This window comes from Rhodococcus sp. NPDC003382, assembly GCF_053589135.1.
The window spans coordinates 208,849-225,575 of sequence record NZ_JBSFRH010000002.1 but is presented as its reverse complement, the minus strand read 5'-3'; the positions used below and the strand labels follow the sequence as shown (position 1 = coordinate 225,575).

Sequence of the window (16,727 nt, the reverse complement as noted above, 5' to 3'; positions counted from 1 at the left end):
AACACTGTTCTAGCCTTCCGGCGGCCCGGCGGTATCGTGCCCGACGAAGTGGCGGCCGGGCGTGGCAGGTTCCGGTACCGCAATGTTGTAGGTCGACCAGAGCAGGCCGAACACGATGAAGAACGTCAAAGTCGCCTGTTGGTAGTAGAACAGGTCGAAGGTGGTGCTGGAGACGAGGATTCCGACCATCACCGACCCCATCATGTAGGCCTGATCGCGTTCCCGAGTCGAGTCGGCGCGGCGTAGGCCCGCCGAGATGGCGAAGATCGCACCACCGGTCAGCAGGATCATCGCAGTGAGGCCTACGGCGCCGCCCTGGACGAGCATCCGCAGCCATTCGTTGTCCAGGAGCGGGTATGCACTCGGGGGCGCGCCCCCGAGACCGAGGCCGAAGATGGGATGTTCACGAAAGGTCTGCGACACTGCGGCATAGTCGGCCGTACGTGTCAGAATACTGTCGTCTTGTACCGATCCGGTGATCGTTCTCCACAAGGCATCGAACGTCTCCGGGAAGTACGCGATGTAGCCGAATATTGCGATAGTTCCGGCGACGACGGCAACGAGGAGTTGGCGCACCCGGAACGCGAACATGTAGACGAGCAGGCACGCGAGCAGAGTAAGCACCCCGGTGCGGGAGATGGCGGCAGGCATGGAAACCAGTGCCACACAGCAGGCGACCGCCGAAGCCCAGCGCAGCGTACGGTTCGTGGCAAAGCGCGCAAAATGAATCGTCATCGGCACGGTCACGGCAGCGAGAACGGAGAACTCGATCGCGTGCTCGGACGTTCCGAGCACGCGGACGGTGCCCATCCGCTCCGTGAGAGAGAGGTACTCGGACTCGAGGTTCGCCACGAAGCCCGGTGGCATCAGCAGAAAGCGAAGATCGAGCGAGAGCATGCTCTGGAGCAAACCGACAGAGCACGCGAAAGTGAGCCCGGCGGTGAGACAACCGAGGATGATGGTGCGCTGGCGAACAGTGTGGACTCGCACGAGGACGAACAGGGCAACCCCGACGTTTGCGATGAGGCCGATGATGGCCCGAGTCTTGTTCGCCTCCACGAGGGCGTCGCCGGTGCGGAGCAGTCCGACCCCGTAGACCAGTGTCAGCAGCAGGAAGAAGAGGAGTACGACGATCACGCCGGGATTGACGGTGCGGTGATCCGTATTGCGCCGCAGCGTGAGGAAGCCGAGAACAGCGAGTCCGAAGAGCATCACGGCGATCACGCGGGCGGGTGAGCCGTTGCTCTTGAGCGGCCCCGGCGGAACTGCATAGGCAGGCAGAGCAGGGATGAGGAGGCACAGGAAGCAGAGCAACCAAGGAGTGCGTTCCCGCTGCCCGGATGTGCCGGCCACGTCCGCGTAGCCGCCGGTATGCCGACCGAGTGCAGCGAACGAGGTGGTTTTCATCGGGCATCGACCGCGTCGTCGTCCGGAGCTGCACGCCCGCGCTCCGCGTCGGGGTCGTATGGGGTCGCACCGTCACCCGGTGTCTCGGAGATCGGCGGTCTCGGTGTTGTCGACGCGGCCGATCTCCGCCGGGTGATCAGGACGTCGACAAGCACGGTAACCAGGATCGAGAGGCCGGTACCGGCACCGAGGATCGCGACGGTCGACCGCGTGCGGGTGGGCATCGCAGCGGCCGGCGTTCCCGGTGGTGTGACGACGAACGGCGTCACCATTTGATCCTCGGGTACACGCGCCTGCTGCTGCAGGGTCCGCAGCGTCACTTCGGCCTGCGCCGCCACCAATTCGAGGGTCTTCGTCACTTCGGCGGGGTCCGAAGAGGTCTGCTCGACGAAGACCATGGGTAGTTGGGGATTCGGGGGTGGGGTTGGAAAAGCTTTCGCGGTGTAGTCGGGTGAGCCTCCGGCTGCCACAACGCGGTCCACCACAGCCGGCTCTCTCAACCCCAATGCTGTCAAATTGGCCACCAGTGAGGCTCCGCCGACATCGAGCAGGCCGTTCCGCCGGACCTCACCGCCGGCCGTGGGCGCGTCCTGCCTGACACTCGGGGGAGCCAGACCGATAATCGTGTTCGCGTAGTAGACGGGCTGCACGGAACTGTAGACGCTGTAGCTGTACCACGCCGTGATTGCCAGTAGCGGAAGCAGGACATACCACCGCCGGAAGCACGACCGCGCGACATCGAACAGGTCCACGTCAATGCTCCCTCGTCATCGGTTCAGCCACCACGTGATACGCACGCAACGTCGAACCGCACTCGACGACTCGGCCACCCTCAGGGCTCCGACCAGCATCAACCCTACCGAACAGAGCCCTGTGTGCATGTCGATTCCGTCCTAGTCGACTCCGCTTCGGTCGACTAGGACGACACCCACCGGAGAAATCCCACAGTCGCGGAGACTTTCGGTCGCTCGGGCCAGGTCCCGTCTGCGGGTCTCGGCCGGTACGACGATCAGCAGCACTCCATCGGCGTACCCACCGACTATCGATGCCGTGCAGGTTGACAGGACAGGGCTCACCGCGACGACGACGGTTGTTCCGTCGATACGCAGATCTTCGATCATCGATTCGGGATCGGCACCCCGGAAGCCGCTTTCACCGGAGGGAGGAGAATCGGACAATCCGCGTGCAGAGGGTCCTCTCGACTGTTCTTGTAGGGGGGACCGATCTCGAATCGCGCTCTCGTCGTAGTCGAGAACGACCGCACGGTCACCGGCCGAGATCATGACCTGACCGAGATTCGACGCGACCACTGCCGTATCGGCCTCGCCGTTCGGGGACGCCAGGACCCAGACCGCCGACCGGTCGTCCGGCCCGGCACGTCGCCGGGTGAAGGAGCGCAGACGCAACCGCAGTCGGCGATACTCGTCGAGTTCGTCGTCCGTCGGCGTACCGGTACCTTGGACGCGTACGAGCACCGGAGCGCCGGATACTTCGGCGGCGCAGCGCGCGGTTCGTACGAGCGGGTCGGTTCGAGCCCGGATCCATGCCGCGACGCTACCGAGTAACAGACCGAAGAGCACTACTGCGGTGGCGAGACCTGCGCGTTCGGTCCACGACTGTCGTGGCTCCGATGCTGTCGAAACGATCGTGGTTTCGACTTTCTGATCGTCTTCACCGGTGGGTGTCTCCAGAACATCGACGTATCGGACGAACTCACGTGTGACCGTGTCGGCCAGAAGGCGCGCTCGTTCGGGGTCTTCGTCGGTGACCGCGACGTCGATGAGGGAGGTCTTCGGTGGGACGATCGTTGCGCTGACCTTGCCGGCCACCTGCTGAGCGCTCATCGGCACAGCGAGCGCGTCGACGACGAGATTGCTTACGACTTCGCTGGTCAGCAGAGCGACATAGGAATTCACTCTTCCGGAGACGACCTCGTCGTTCTGGTAGGCAGTTGCCGTCGTGGAACCTTCGATCGACACCATCAGCCTGGCGGTCGATACGTATCGGCTCGGGGTCAGCAACAGCCACACGGCACCGATGGCGATCACGACTATCGTGACGACGACGAACGTCCTCCGGTAGGGCCTCGTTTCGGCGAGGAATGCATTCGATCTCAATCTGTGGCCTCGATCCGCTTGTCGGCCTCGGATTTACGGATCGAATTCGACCGAGCCCGCGCGTCGAACAGCACGACCGTATTCGCCGGCAGTAGTGGTGAGACCTGCCGGAGCTGTTCCTCCGTGGTGGCATTCTCTCTTACCGCGAGCACTGCCACATCGGATTCGGCCTCGATCGTCGCGGCGGTCGTCACCGAAGGACAGGCCAGCACCACGAACGCGTACAGCTCACGAAGCTCGTGGAGCGTACTGCGAAGCGCGGCGGACGCCGCAGGACTCCCGAGATCGCCCGGTGTGGTGCCCACGCCCACGAAGTCGCCGGCCGGTGTTCGGACAACGGCGTTCGACGCTGCCGCGTCCCCACGCGCGAGGTCGGAAATTCCCGGCACATCGAGCCCGGACAGCAGCGAGGTCGAGTCGGCGTCTCGGAAGTCGAGATCGACCAGGACCACCGAATCACCGTGCGCGGTGAATACCGACGCCAGGGCGACGGCCGAATCCGACGTGGTCGGGCCTGGGCCGGCGCCGACCACCGTGATCACCCCGCGTCCGGGCTGCGGTAGGGCGGCGAGCAAACGATGCAGGATCGCCCGCACCTCCGGCGTGAGTTCGTCGGCGGGACCACCGCGGATCGAGCCGATCAACGGCCGCCCGGAGATTCGTGCGGCATCGAGCGGGTCTCGGATCGAACGGTCGAAAAGCGAACGTAGCACCGCTGCGGTCGCGCCGAGAACCAGACCGGCCACAGCCGCCGCGAGCAGGGTGACCGGGACCGTCGCCCCGAGGAACACAACGCGGGCGGCGGGCGTCGGCGTGTCGACCACCACCAATTCGGCTCGGGGAACCAGTGATCCGGGAACCGACTCCAACGTGCGAACGGTTGCCGCCAGTTCGGAAAGTAGTACCGTCGCGATCCGATCGGCCTCGGTGGGGGAGCGGGCTCCGAATTCGAAATCGATGAGCGCGGTCCCGGACGGATTGTGTGCCGTCACCCGCTCCGACAGCTCCGTAGGGGTGACCTCGAGTCCGAGATCGGCGACCACGCGGGCCGCGAGGTCATTGCTGCGGGCCAACGCGGCATAGGTGCGGGCGCGTCCCTGGGCATAGGAGTCGCCTCCGTCGAGAACCCGGCTCACGTCTCCGGGTGTGCGAACGAAAACGGTTGCGTCGTAACGGTACAGAGGAGGTCGGATGAACAGGAACAGGGTGGTCGCGGCCAGTGCGAGCAGCGCACCCCACACGAGCCAGCGCCATCGCTCGCGTAGTACCCGGACGTATTCGGCGATCGGTCCTGTCATGGCCGGACCTGCTGTTCGAGAGGTTCGAGCGATTCGGTCAGTGCCGCGCCTATCGCCTGGGATCCCAGCGCGTTCGGGTGCCTACGGTCTTCGGCGAGCAATCTCGACGTGTCCCGATCGATCATCGATGCGATGGGATCGACGAACAGCACGTCCTGGGCGGCAGGTTCGGTGGCGAGCCGAGCGATGAATGCGTCGTCGAATCCGAGATCGTCCGCGGGATCGGTGAGGAAGCGGGGCCTGACGAAGACCACCGCGGCCTCGGGCCATGTCCGCCGGACGTCCTCGATGGTCGCCACCATTTCCCGGTAGACGTCCTCCGAAGGCGGAAAGAGATCGTTTCGACCACCGTCGAGCACGACGACATCGGGATCGTGGACGGTGGCCAGCCGGGGGATACGTTCGGTGAACGAGGTCGATCGGCCCGAGTACTCGTCGACGACGAATCTGTTGGCCGGACCGCCGCTGATGTACCCGGTTCCCGGTACGGCGGAGAGATTGCACAACCAGCCCATCTCGACCGCGGTGGTACACGCGTAGGACATCTCGGCGAGCCCGTTCCCTGCAGTGTACGAATCGCCGATGAACAGTGCGGAGGGACGGTTGTACTCTGCGACCTGTTGCCGGGTGACGTCCGTGGACGCGGCTGTGGCATCGGTCGTGACCGTCGGTCCCGCGACGATCACGACGCCGACGGCGATCGCAGCTGCCGAGACGAGCGCGGCCAGGTCCCAACGATTGAGCCGGCCCGTGGTCCGGCCATTTCCGGAAACCGGTCGTCGTCCGGAAACCGCCCGTGGTCCGGAAACCGCCCGTGGTCCGGAAACCGCCCGTGGTCCGGAAACCGCCCGTGGTCCGGAAACCGGTCGTCGTCCGGAATCCGGTCGCCGCACGCGTCGGGCATCGGCTCGGCGGCGGACCAGGACGATGCCGAGCAGGATCACTACAGCGAGCACAGTTGCGGCCACCGCCGTCCGCCGGCTGCGGGTCATCGGGAGACCTCCGTACGCACCCACGCGGCGATACTGTCGGCGAGCTCGGACTGCCCGGCGTCCGTGGGACCACTGAGATCGGGCCACATCCGATCCTCGGTCAGCAATGGGGGATCGAGCGCATCGAAGTAGGGGACCCCTGCCTGCTCGGCGGTGGCCCGCAGGGCCTCGGACACCCGGATCACCGATTCCGGAGGCGGCGACTCGAACCACGATGGCCCGACGACGAGCGTTCGCTTGCCTGCGAGAATGCTCTTGTTGATCGCGTCGATCGCCCCCACGGATATCGCATCCGTCTCCGGGAGGCCGGTATCCGCGAGTCCGCCGACGATCAGGACGACGTCCGGGTCGTCACGTAGCGCTCGGTCGACCTGGTAGGTGAAGGCGTGCCCACCCTGCCCGTCGGCGACGTAGCCGGAGTCGGGAAGAGCGAAGTTGGCGACCGACCATCCCGTTCGTTCGGCCATGAGCGTCGGCCACACCACCCGGTTGCGGAACCCGGCCGACCAGTCGTCCCCGACCACCGCGACCCTGAGCGGGGAACGGTCCGCGTCGCTGCGCGTCGCGAGCCCCGACGCGGCGAGGAGACCACCTATCAGGACGACGGCGACGACTGTCGCCAGAATGCGGGGGAGGGTGACGACGTGTTTCATCGCGTGCCCACCAGGTTGTCGTACGTGTCGAGCAGTCTGTCGGCGACTGCGGGCATGCCCTGGTGAACCTGCACGGTACGGCGTCCGTTCTCGCCCATCGCGCGTGCCAGGGAGTCGTTCGTGAGCAGGGTTGCAACTGCTTCGACCAGGGCTGGAACCGCAGGGTCCGCGACGATACCGCTACCGGTTCGCTCGATCAGGGGTGCCAGTCCGCAGTCGCGTGTCACCACGACGGGAAGGCCGACGGACATCGCCTCCAGCACCGACATCGGGTACGGCTCGCGGACCGCGGGCAGTACGTACACGCTCGCCTCGGCCATTCTGCGGGGAACATCGGCAGGGTCGAGAGCTCCTTCCCACGAGATTCGGGCATCCGGCGCGGCCGCGAGTGCGGTGCGCAACGCCCGGCCGTCGCCTCCGTCGGGCCCGATGAGGGTGAACCGCGCGTCGACTCCCGAGGACAGCAGCGCTCTCGCAGTCTCCACGAACGCCGTCGGGCGCTTGCGTGCATGGATGCGCGCAACGAAGAGGACCTCGGGAGGTTTCGTGTTCGATCGGGGAGGGGTGTTCGATGGGCGCGGCGGATAGATGGGGACGCCGTTTCCGAGTTCCACGAACCGGGGGCGGGCGGGAACGGACCTGGTTCGCGTCACGGCGTCCAACTGGTCCTTCTCCAGCGGCGTCAGGTGGAACACCGCCCCGGCGGCCAGCAGCACCTTGCGCGTCCACACGGCGTCGAGCGGACCGGCGAGCGGATGGCGGGACGGAATGATCATGCCGTGGGTCTGGACCGCATAGGGGATTTCGTGACGTCGCGCGCACACCGCCACGGGAAGAACCACGAGATCACGACCGAGGTGGATGTGGACGACATCGAAGCCGGTCCGGTTGTGGTGGAACCATCGTTGCAGACCGGGCGCGCCGACACCTGCGAACCCCGTTCCGGGAACGAGGGTTCGAGCAGTGAAGAGGCGTACCGGAACGCCGTCGACCCGGTTCGGTGGCACCCGGTAGCCGCGGGTGCCGGCGGCGACCGTCACTTCGTGGCCCCGGTCGATCAGTTCCGCACTCTGGTTGAGCGCGACGCGGGCCGGTCCCCCGTATGCGCCGTCGGGATCGAGAAGCGTGACAACCTGGAGGATGCGCACGAATCATCCCGGGGTGACGATCGCACGAGGAGCACGCACGAGTGAATCGGGAGGAACGTCCGACGTCACGAGTGCCCTTGCGCCCACGACCGAATTCGCGCCGACGGTCACTCCCCGCAGGACGGTGGCACCGGCGCACAGCCAGACCCCGTCCTCGATGACAATCGGACCGTTGTCGAATTCGAAGGTCGGCGATTGCCGGTCGTGGCTTCCGGTACACAGATATGCGTACTGCGAAACGCAGACATCCGAGCCGATGACGATCTCGTCGAGGTTGTAGAGGTCGGCGTTCGTTCCGATCCACGAATCGTTGCCGATCGTAAGCTTCCAGGGCCATTGGACATTCACGCGATGCCTGATGAGCACGCCGGTACCGATCTCGGCGCCGAACAAGCGCAGCAGGGTGCACCGCAGGCGGGCCGGACACCACACCTGGGTGAAGATCAGCGTCGATACCACGACCCAGAGGGCCTGGGCCGCGAAACCGCGGCCCTTGTCGTAGGAGTGACCTCGCCGGGATCGCAACGATCGCTTCGATTGTGCAGCGGACACACACACCTCCGCAGGGCACGGCACTACACTTCGAGAGGGTACGCCGTGTTCGGCTCCGAGCGAGGGGCATTACGTGACAGTTCTCGCGAGAGCATCCGTCCGCACCGTGGCGGAACGGCGGACCGCCCACATCCGGGTGCTGGCCCGGGTACTGCTGTTGGCCGCCGGTGCCACGTCGGGCATTCAGCTGGCGAACTTCACCGTCACCGGATTGTCGCTGGTCTGTCTCCTGCTCGCACCCGGATTCCTGCTGATGAAGCATCGGGGAGTCGATCTGCTCCCGATCGTTCTGGCTCTCGTGGGATCGTTGTCGTTTCTCGTCTCGTGTGCTGTCAACGACGTAAGCCTGCTGTGGCCGAATGCAACTGCGTTTCCGGCAATTCTGCTCTACCTCGTCGGCCTGACGGTTCTCACCGCGCGTTCGATCGATGCGATCGCCACGGTCCTCGCCGGAATCGCCACCGGCACAATGATTTTCTTTCTCACTCAGGGCATCGAACTGACCCGGACCGGAAGCATTCCGGACCTGTGGAAATACGGTATCGCTCATGCGGTGACGATTCTGGTGCTCTTCGGGATGACGACCGCCCGCGTACCTCCCTTGCTGCAGGGGGCGGCACTCATGGTGCTCGGGCTGGCGAGCCTGGGGCTGAATTTCCGGTCCCACGCCCTCGTGTGTCTGCTCGCGGGCGCAACGGTCTGCACTCGGCAGATCCTCGGCTCCCGGATCGGCCGCGTCTGGCAGTTCCTGGGAATCGGAGCGTTCGGGCTCGTCTTCGCCCAGGTGATGCCGATCGCCGCTCGAGCGGGGCTTTTCGGAGCCGCCTTGCAGCAGAAGACACTGGAGCAGGAAGCCACGAACCTGCCGTTGCTGTTGGCCGGACGCACCGAACTGCCGATGAACATCACGGCGATTCTCGAGCGACCGTTCCTGGGATGGGGCAGTGCGTTCAACCTGACTCCGGACTTGTACACACAGGCCGAGCACCTGGCGATCAGGATGGGCTTCGACCCCGGGTTTCCGTTCGACCTCTACTGGCGTCTACCGCCGAGCGACTACTCGGCAACGCATTCGATCCTGCTGGGTTCGTGGGTGGAGGGCGGCGTCCTTGCGGTTCTGCTGCCGCTGTGGCTGCTGGTCGCCTGCCTCGGCGTGGTGTGGAACAGCTCCCGCTTCGGACGGTGGACACCGCTCGTGGTGACAGTAGCGTTCCAGGGAATCTGGGATCTGCTCTATGCGCCCTGGACATACAACATGATCGCGGAGTTCGCGTGCATCGCGCTCTTCTACTGCGCTGTGCACTTCCGCCGGTCCGTATCCGTCGCACCGGATTCGTCGTGAGACCGACTGTGAGCGTCGTGATTCCCACCTTGTCCCGGCCTTCTCTGGACCGGGCGGTGCGATCCGTCCTCGAGCAGACATATCCGGTCGACGAGATCATCGTCGTGGCCGATACCGAACTGCCGGTGACGGTGCCTCCCGACGATCGCATTGTGCTGCTCCGCAGCGGGGGTAATGCGGGACCCGCCCGGTGCCGGCAAATCGGTATCGCCGCCACCCACGGTGAAGTCATCGCGCTACTCGACGACGACGACGAGTGGTGCCGGGTCAAGCTCGAACGCCAGTTGGCAGCCGTCGCGAACGATGTGGGGGCGGGGACACCCTGGATCGCATCGTCACGGATGGTTGTGGTCGGTCCCGGAGACCGGCGGCGCATCTGGCCGCGTCGCCTGGCGTCATCGGACCAATCGATAGCGGAGTACCTGTACCGGTTCACCGGATTCACGATGGGTGGCGCCGCTCTGCAGACCTCGACCCTGTGCTTTCCCAAAGAGCTCGTGCACTTCGTGCCGTGGGACGTGGATCCGGACGCGCCGCACGAAGAGGCGAGCTGGCTGCTGCGGATCCGGCGCGCTGTCCCCGATGTGCGCCTGATTCATCATCCCGAAGTGCTGAGCACCTACAACGTGGGCGACCCGTCCTTCTCCCGGGCTTCGACGGACCGCACCGACGAGTATCTGGCCTGGGGATTGAGGTATCTGGGCGGGGAATCAGCGCGTGTGCGCGGTGACTATCTCAGCACGAGTCCGGTGAGTGCAGCGGTGTCGGCGCGATCGTTTGCCGGAGTGGGACGCTCGACGTGGTCGGCGATCCGATACGGGAGACCCGGGCCGTTCGCTGTCTCGTATGCGATCCTCGGTGCCGCACGCACACTCGTGCGCGCCGTCCTCGCGCCGGTTCGATGATGGCGACGGGCAGCGACCGTCTCACGCACGACGAACGCCGTGCCCTCGTTCGCGGAACGCTCTACCGCATCGTGGGTACTCCGGTGGTCGCCGTTCTGGGGCTGGCCAACACGGCCGTGATCGCGCACGAAACCGGGTCGGCGGTCTTCGGATTGGTGTCACTCGTCGCCACGATCACGTTGCTGGTGCCGTTCGCCGACCTCGGTATCGGCGCGACGGTGCTGAGTGCCGGTTCGAGACTTCAGGACAACGGTGACGATCCGGGTGCGGCCGATGTGATCAGGCGTGCCTACCGCGTCCTGTTCGCCGTTGCGGGCGCGACGGTGGCCGTCGCCCTGATCGTGATGGCACTCGACGGTTGGACGGTATTGGTGGGCATCTCCAGCGGCCCGGCGGATCGCTGGGCGATCACGGTCGCCGCATGTCTGTTCGCCTTCACGATTCCTGCCGGTCTCGGGTTGCGGATCCTGATCGGCATCGGCCGGATTCCTTCGGCGACAGTGATCCAGATGAGCTGCCCGGCCGCTGCTCTGGTCATCACCCTGACGCTGTACGCGATCCGAGCGGACGAAATCTGGTATGCGGTCTCGGCATTGGGCGGCCTGCTAGCTGGGCAGATCCTTGGAACCGTACTGGCGCTGCGCGCGAGCGGCCTGGGATGGTCGGCCTTTGCGCGGGTCTCTGCATCGAACACCGGAACCCGGTTGCTTGCGGGGAGTGGATGGCTGTTCGTCGTCGGGGTCGGTACGGCGGTCGGATTACAAACAGGTCGGGTGCTTCTGGCGCATCTGTCCACGCCGGCGGACCTGTCGGAGTACGCGGTGATGGCGCAGATCTACGGTGTGGTCTGGTCGGTGATCTCGACGGCCGGACTGGCCTATTGGCCGGTCTTCGTGAAGCGGCAGGGCGCCGCCGAGGGGACGATCCGGATGTGGTGGCGGCTCACGGCAGTTTTCGCCGTGGGCGCCGCGGGCGCAACCATCGGACTGACGCTGCTCGGTCCGTGGGCGGCGGACGTCCTCTCCGGCGGGCAGATAGACGTGCCGGCGATGCTCGCGTTGGCATTCGGCCTGTTACTGGTGGCGCAGGCCGTGCATTTTCCGGCGAGTGTACTGCTGGTCATCCCGGGGGAAGCCCGGTGGCAGGCGTTGTGGACGGTCGTGATGGCGGCGATCGGCGTGGGTCTGGGGTGCATGCTCGCGGGGCCGTTCGGCGCTGTGGGAGTCGTGTGCGCCGCGGCGCTGGGCGTCTACCTCGCGCAGGTGCTTCCGGATCTCTTGTGGGTCCCTAGGCTTGTTCGTCGTCGAATGACCGACGGTGCAGATCGAGCGGGGTGGCAGGTGGGGCCACGACGGTCGTACCGGGAGGCACGTCGTGAATCACGGTCGCGTTCGCACCCACAACTGCCCCGTCGTGCAGGGTGACGGGCCCGATCACGATCGCGCCCGCACCGACCCGCACATCGTTGCCGAGAGTGGGTCGTCCCCGTGCGTCGTGGCCGATGGTGACTTGCTGGTTGATCCAGCAATGACGTCCGATCGACTCGGCGGTCACGATCGTGCCGACGCCGTGCTGGATGAACAGGCCCGGCCCGATCCGGTTCGCCTCGAGGGTGAGAGTCGGTGCGGGGCGGTACACCGCGCGCATCACCATCTGCACCAGTAGTGGTGTGGACCGAAGACGGAAATGGACGAGCGTTCGGAACTCGGTGAGCGCGCCGGACAGATAGGCGAACCGCGAGTAATCGTCGAGCCTCAGCAGATCGTCGTTGTCGATGCAGCGCATCCACCAGTCGACGTCCTCGGCGATGGTGTCGGCCGCGTCGGAGTGGGCACCGACCCACCACAGCGGGTATGCCCAGATTCGTGCACACCGTATGAGCAGCGCCCGGTTCCGTCGCATCGTCCGGCCCTCAGCATCCCGGCTCGAGTTCGGCCTTGAGGAATCCCGCTGTCTGATACACGTACTCGGATGCCCATCGCCAGGGCGGCAGATCCGCCGGGCTCGCGATCATGATCAGCTCACCGTCGAAGCATCGCTCGAGGATGAATCTGGCGCGGGAGATGTGCGGTACGAACGTCACCACGATCACCCGATCCCAGCCGTACTGCTCGGCCATACGGCCCAGTTCGCGTGCTTCGCCGCGCGTCGTCGGTGGATCGGGAAGGAAGCAGTCCAGTTCGAAGCCGGGAAACTCCTTTCCGCAGTTCTCGGCGGCCCAGTCTTCGCCGGGTCCGTCGGGATGGGACAGAACGACTCTCGGGGCCCATCCTTCCATTCCGAGTTCGACACCGAGAGTGTGGCGGCGCCAGTCGTCTCCGCCGAGGACGAAGATCGCGTCGGCGGGCCGCAGCGAATCGATCTGCGGTCGTACATAGACCGGCAACCCGGCGATCAGTGAGGCGATCACCAGGAAGCAGATCGATGCCGCCGCAAGTCGGAGGCGAGACCGTGTGTTTCGAAGCGTCACCCACGTGTTCTCCGTTCCGAGCCGAGGTCGGTGACTCCCGGCCAGTCTAACGACCCCGAACAGCCGATTACTTCGGATGCGCGTCGAAACCGGAACGCACAGGCTCGCTCTCGCGGTCGCGGCACGATCTGCGACCGTCCCGGACGCGATCGACCTATCATCGGAGGGTATGGAGCCAAGCCATGAGGCGTCTCCTCGGCCGGATGTGTTCTTCGGGTTCTCGTACGAGATGTTCGACGACGCGGTCGGTCGTGAATTCTGCCGGCCACCGGACCAGACGCTGCTGGCGCTTGCTCACGATTCGCGGATCGGACGATTGATGGTCGCCGATCCCTGGCGTTCCTACGTGGTGTCGGCGGCGCGGCGGCGGCCGGTTCGGCTCATCGAGGACATTTCGGTCGCGGGGCGGGACGCGATTCGTGTTCGGCCCCACCGGCTGCGGACCGATGACGCATCCGATATCGGCACCGTCGAGCGTTCCTATCGACGTTACGGTGAGGTGCTCGGCCGTGCCCTGGCCCGCAGTCGCGGTGAGCGGGAGCCCGCCCCCGATTCGGCGGCCCTGGTCACCTATCACCCGTTCGCGGCGGCGTTCTGTGACTCCGCGTGGATCAGTCGGATCGTGTACTTCGGACAGGACGACTGGGCGACCGGGGAGGGGGTGGCCAAATGGTGGGACGTCTATCGGGAGGCCTACCGGCGCATCGATCGTCGTTGCGCTGCGATCTTCGCGGTATCCGAGGAACTGGCGGACCGTCTGTCGCCGCGAACGGAGGTCGTCCCCAACGGGGTCATAGCCGATGTCTGGCGCCCGAGGCGCCCTGCCGCCGATCGCATCGCGTCATTGCCTCGGCCTCGCGTGGTCTACACGGGCACGATCGACGACCGCCTCGACCGTGCCCTCGTGGAATCGACGGCGAGCATGGTGGGTTCCGTTGTCATGATCGGGTATCCCGGGGATACGCAGACCATCGAGTGGTTGCGTTCCCTCGATCGTGTGCACGTGTTCGACCCGGTGGGTCAGGACGAACTGGCTGCGATGGTGCAGGCCTGCGACGTCGGAATGATCCCGCACCGCGACGACCCCTGTATCCGGGCGATGTCCCCGCTCAAGCTCTACGAATACCTGGCCGCGGGTCTGCCCGTACTGTCGGTCGATCTCCCGCCTGTCCACGGCGTCGACGATGAACGGGTGCGCATCTGCCGGCGGGAAGACTGGGCGAAGAGCCTGACACAGGTCCTCGGAATGGGCAGCGCGACGGAGCAACATCGCCAGGCGTTCATCGACGCAGTGTCGTGGGAACGGCGGATGCGACCGGTGGTGGACGCCGCTGTCGGCTAGCTGCGCGTCGACTGTTGCGGCACCGGTGCGGGACGGTCTTCGACGCCCAGCACCCGTCCGATGATGTGTCGAAGCTCGGCGTACTGCGCCGGATGGGCAAGGCGCAGAGTAACTCCACCTGCGGCTGCGGCCGCGAGTGATCCGAACCCGAGCACCACGAGTTCATGGCCGGGTACAGCGATGGCGATCAACAGGTACGTCGCGCCGACCCACGTGGCCGTGTGGGCGCCCGGAATCAGTAGTCCGATCTGATCCCGCAGGCCGACAGCGAGAAGCCGCCGCCGGATCAACCACTCGACCGGGACGAGAAACGCGGTGGCGAGACTGTATCCGGCGGCGACTCCGAACGGGCCGAACGGCAGTCCCGCCACGATCCCCGCCGTGGACACCGCGGTGGTGAGCCACGCGTATCGAAGGTTGAGGGTGGCGTGTCCGAGTCCGAGCATCAGCGGCGCGGTCGACGGCTGATAGATCGCCTGCATCGCTCCGGCGAGAGCGAGAACCTGGACGATGGATACCGCCGGGTTCCACTGCGGACCGAAGAGCACGAGCACCAGTTGGGGCGCAGCCACGGCCGCGAATGTCATGACGGGCAATGCCAGGGTGGCGTCGGTACGGGTCGCTCGTGCCAATTCCTTTCGCAGTGCAGCGAGATCGTCTGCGAGCCGGGAGAAGACGGGAAACAGCACGGCGCCGACGGTGATGGAGGCGAGCTGGACCGGCAGCAGGAGCAGTCGATATGCCAAGCCGTAGAAGGCGAGTGCCTGAGGTCCGTGGAACCGCCCGACCAGCAGATTGTCGATGTTGCGGGACACGGAATTGATCAGAATTCCGGCCGCGAAGGCTCGCAGGGAAAATGCGGCAATCTCGCGGAGGCGACGAAAGTGAAGGTTCGGCCACCGCCCGGCACCCACCAGGAGGAATACCACGAACAGCACGATATCGGTGATGAGGATCTGCACCACGAGCGCCCAATAGCTTCCCCCGGCAAGCGCGACGCACAATCCGGCCGCGCCGCCGGCCATTGCTGCTGTGATGTCGGCGATGCCGATCCTGCGAAACTCCATGTCGCGTTGAAGCATCGCCCGCGGGGTGATGGAGGCCGCGCGGATGATCAGGCACGGCGCCAGTGTCGCGAGAACTACAGCGAGCTCCGGGGTCTGCATGAAGGACGCCCACCAGGGGGCAATGGCGATGGTGAGGAGTGTGAAGGCCGCTCCGACCCCCAGGTTGACCGTGACGACAGCACCCGGCATGTCGGGTTCCACGTGCTCACGCTGGATCAGTGCGCTGGAGAAGCCCTGATCCAGGAGCAACCCGATCACTCCGATGTACACCAGCGCCTGGGCGACGATGCCGAAAGCCTCCGGACCGATCAGCCGGGCGAGCAGAATCGCGAACACCATCCGCGAAACTTCCCGCCCCACCATCGAGATGCCGCTCCAACGGATTCCCCAGGACAGACCACCGTCGGCCATGGTCACCTCCCGAAGGGTCGTGAGCACGAACGTCGGCTCGACACGTCAAGTCGAGGCGAGCTCGTTCGACCGGTCGAGCTGTTCGATGATCCGGGCTGCGGCACCGTCACTCCTCCCGAGGTTCCAGTAGGTGATACCGAATCGGTCGCGCCACTCCCGCAGCTGATCCGCGCACCGGGCAGCTGTGCCGGTGAGGACGGCCGGAGAGCCTTTCAACAACTCGGCGTGAGCCTCGACGCGGGCCGCCCACGACGACCGAGGGGTGGAGGGGGAGGGGAAATCCGTGACATCGACGTGGTAGCAGCTGAACTGAAATGTGGGAGGGGGACGACCCGCTGCGGCGGCGGCAGATCGGACTCGGTCGACCTTCTCCGTGATCCGGACCGCAGTGAGATCTGTGACCGCTGCGTCGTCGATCGCATTGTCGTCCATTCGCGCATGCAGTCCGACGATGTCGGCGGTCCGGCCTGCCAGGTCGAGCATCCGAGGCCCTCCTGCGCCGACGAGTATGGGAGGGCTCGGCTGCTGGACACATCGTGGAAGTGCCTCCATGTGGTCGATTCGGTAGTGTTCCCCGACGAAATCGACGGTGTCCGTGGTGAAGTACCGGCGGATGATCTCCAACGATTCCGCCAGCCGCGCGACTCGGGTTCCGCCGCTGTAGAAGGGGTGGCCCAGCGTCGTGCAATCGGCGGGTTCCCAGCCGGCACCGATGCCGAGTTCGACACGTCCCCCCGAGAGAACATCCACGGTCGCCACTTCTTTCGCGAGCAGTGCGGGGTGGTGGAGGTCGTTCGGCACCGTGAGGGACAGGACCCTCAGTCGAGTGGTACTCGCCGCTGCGTAGGCCATTGCCACGAGTGGGGACAGTTGCCAGCCCCGGGTTACATGCTCGGAAACGGAGACGGTGTCGAAGCCCATGGATTCGAGCCTGCGGACTTCGGACACCCAGGTATCGCCGTTGCCTCGGAACCGAGGCATCGGCGCGATCATTCTGATCGAGTCGGACATGTTCCTCCTGCA

The 16,727-nt window shown here is 65.6% G+C and carries 15 protein-coding genes and 1 pseudogene; 4 read left to right on the top strand and 12 right to left on the bottom strand.

Translation table 11 applies throughout. From position 1 onward, the window contains the following. Positions 1 to 9 precede the first annotated feature (9 nt). From ACWDUD_RS02990 to ACWDUD_RS02955, 8 genes are all read right to left on the bottom strand, one after another. Complete coding sequence (locus ACWDUD_RS02990; RefSeq protein ID WP_197253018.1) at positions 10 to 1,407, bottom strand: O-antigen ligase family protein; 1,398 nt, start codon at positions 1,405 to 1,407, stop codon at positions 10 to 12. After that, complete coding sequence (locus tag ACWDUD_RS02985; protein ID WP_450108265.1) at positions 1,404 to 2,057, bottom strand: hypothetical protein; 654 nt, start codon at positions 2,055 to 2,057, stop codon at positions 1,404 to 1,406. Before ACWDUD_RS02985 ends, ACWDUD_RS02990 begins: the two co-directional genes overlap by 4 nt. 243 nt (positions 2,058 to 2,300) lie before the next feature. Further along, positions 2,301 to 3,524, bottom strand: a complete 1,224-nt coding sequence (locus ACWDUD_RS02980) for a hypothetical protein (RefSeq protein WP_197253016.1) — start codon at positions 3,522 to 3,524, stop codon at positions 2,301 to 2,303. Then, positions 3,521 to 4,822: a Wzz/FepE/Etk N-terminal domain-containing protein gene (locus ACWDUD_RS02975; RefSeq protein WP_197253015.1), complete on the bottom strand. Its 1,302-nt coding sequence runs from the start codon at positions 4,820 to 4,822 to the stop codon at positions 3,521 to 3,523. Before ACWDUD_RS02975 ends, ACWDUD_RS02980 begins: the two co-directional genes overlap by 4 nt. Further along, positions 4,819 to 5,508: an SGNH/GDSL hydrolase family protein gene (locus tag ACWDUD_RS02970; RefSeq protein WP_248674951.1), complete on the bottom strand. Its 690-nt coding sequence runs from the start codon at positions 5,506 to 5,508 to the stop codon at positions 4,819 to 4,821. The genes ACWDUD_RS02975 and ACWDUD_RS02970 overlap by 4 nt, the downstream gene beginning before the upstream one ends. 302 nt (positions 5,509 to 5,810) lie before the next feature. Next, on the bottom strand, positions 5,811 to 6,467 hold the full coding sequence (locus ACWDUD_RS02965; RefSeq protein WP_197253013.1) for an SGNH/GDSL hydrolase family protein: 657 nt from the start codon (positions 6,465 to 6,467) through the stop codon (positions 5,811 to 5,813). Further along, positions 6,464 to 7,615, bottom strand: coding sequence for a glycosyltransferase (locus ACWDUD_RS02960; protein WP_197253012.1), 1,152 nt, complete (start codon positions 7,613 to 7,615; stop codon positions 6,464 to 6,466). Before ACWDUD_RS02960 ends, ACWDUD_RS02965 begins: the two co-directional genes overlap by 4 nt. 3 nt (positions 7,616 to 7,618) lie before the next feature. After that, on the bottom strand, positions 7,619 to 8,167 hold the full coding sequence (locus ACWDUD_RS02955) for a WcaF family extracellular polysaccharide biosynthesis acetyltransferase (RefSeq protein WP_197253011.1): 549 nt from the start codon (positions 8,165 to 8,167) through the stop codon (positions 7,619 to 7,621). A 73-nt stretch (positions 8,168 to 8,240) separates the two neighbouring features. Here ACWDUD_RS02955 and ACWDUD_RS02950 point away from each other — a divergent pair, with 73 nt between their 5' ends. From ACWDUD_RS02950 to ACWDUD_RS02940, 3 genes and pseudogenes are all read left to right on the top strand, one after another. Next, a complete protein-coding gene (locus ACWDUD_RS02950; protein WP_248676281.1) occupies positions 8,241 to 9,509 on the top strand; it encodes a hypothetical protein in 1,269 nt (422 codons plus the stop codon). Further along, positions 9,506 to 10,414: a glycosyltransferase family 2 protein gene (locus ACWDUD_RS02945; protein WP_197253010.1), complete on the top strand. Its 909-nt coding sequence runs from the start codon at positions 9,506 to 9,508 to the stop codon at positions 10,412 to 10,414. The genes ACWDUD_RS02950 and ACWDUD_RS02945 overlap by 4 nt, the downstream gene beginning before the upstream one ends. Then, a pseudogene (locus tag ACWDUD_RS02940) lies at positions 10,411 to 11,301 on the top strand (oligosaccharide flippase family protein); the annotation flags it as partial. The gene ACWDUD_RS02945 and the pseudogene ACWDUD_RS02940, both read left to right, overlap by 4 nt. Before the next feature lie 400 nt (positions 11,302 to 11,701). Here the strand turns inward: ACWDUD_RS02940 and ACWDUD_RS02935 are convergent. Together ACWDUD_RS02935 and ACWDUD_RS02930 are read right to left on the bottom strand one after the other, a co-directional pair. Then, positions 11,702 to 12,316, bottom strand: coding sequence for a serine acetyltransferase (locus tag ACWDUD_RS02935; RefSeq protein WP_197253009.1), 615 nt, complete (start codon positions 12,314 to 12,316; stop codon positions 11,702 to 11,704). Between the two features lie 10 nt (positions 12,317 to 12,326). Then, positions 12,327 to 12,824 carry a YdcF family protein gene (locus ACWDUD_RS02930; protein WP_248676282.1) on the bottom strand — a complete coding sequence of 166 codons (498 nt, stop codon included), beginning with the start codon at positions 12,822 to 12,824 and terminating at the stop codon, positions 12,327 to 12,329. A gap of 229 nt (positions 12,825 to 13,053) precedes the next feature. On the opposite strand from ACWDUD_RS02930, the gene ACWDUD_RS02925 reads away from it, so the two are divergent. After that, positions 13,054 to 14,226 carry a glycosyltransferase gene (locus tag ACWDUD_RS02925; RefSeq protein WP_197253008.1) on the top strand — a complete coding sequence of 391 codons (1,173 nt, stop codon included), beginning with the start codon at positions 13,054 to 13,056 and terminating at the stop codon, positions 14,224 to 14,226. Here the strand turns inward: ACWDUD_RS02925 and ACWDUD_RS02920 are convergent. Together ACWDUD_RS02920 and ACWDUD_RS02915 are read right to left on the bottom strand one after the other, a co-directional pair. Next, positions 14,223 to 15,704 carry a lipopolysaccharide biosynthesis protein gene (locus tag ACWDUD_RS02920; protein ID WP_231610859.1) on the bottom strand — a complete coding sequence of 494 codons (1,482 nt, stop codon included), beginning with the start codon at positions 15,702 to 15,704 and terminating at the stop codon, positions 14,223 to 14,225. The two genes, ACWDUD_RS02925 and ACWDUD_RS02920, sit on opposite strands and share 4 nt — an antisense overlap. A gap of 45 nt (positions 15,705 to 15,749) precedes the next feature. Continuing rightward, the gene (locus tag ACWDUD_RS02915) at positions 15,750 to 16,715 is read right to left on the bottom strand and encodes a TIGR03621 family F420-dependent LLM class oxidoreductase (protein ID WP_248676283.1); all 966 of its coding nucleotides are present in this window, start codon (positions 16,713 to 16,715) and stop codon (positions 15,750 to 15,752) included. Positions 16,716 to 16,727 lie beyond the last annotated feature (12 nt).

Excerpts from the sequence above, each read along its gene's own strand:
- ACWDUD_RS02975 (WP_197253015.1), bottom strand. The coding sequence starts at position 4,822 with ATGACAGGACCGATCGCCGAATACGTCCGGGTACTACGCGAGCGATGG.
- ACWDUD_RS02935 (WP_197253009.1), bottom strand. The coding sequence starts at position 12,316 with ATGCGACGGAACCGGGCGCTGCTCATACGGTGTGCACGAATCTGGGCA.
- ACWDUD_RS02915 (WP_248676283.1), bottom strand. The coding sequence starts at position 16,715 with ATGTCCGACTCGATCAGAATGATCGCGCCGATGCCTCGGTTCCGAGGC.
- ACWDUD_RS02990 (WP_197253018.1), bottom strand. The coding sequence starts at position 1,407 with ATGAAAACCACCTCGTTCGCTGCACTCGGTCGGCATACCGGCGGCTAC.
- ACWDUD_RS02925 (WP_197253008.1), top strand. The coding sequence starts at position 13,054 with ATGGAGCCAAGCCATGAGGCGTCTCCTCGGCCGGATGTGTTCTTCGGG.
- ACWDUD_RS02920 (WP_231610859.1), bottom strand. The coding sequence starts at position 15,704 with ATGGCCGACGGTGGTCTGTCCTGGGGAATCCGTTGGAGCGGCATCTCG.
- ACWDUD_RS02965 (WP_197253013.1), bottom strand. The coding sequence starts at position 6,467 with ATGAAACACGTCGTCACCCTCCCCCGCATTCTGGCGACAGTCGTCGCC.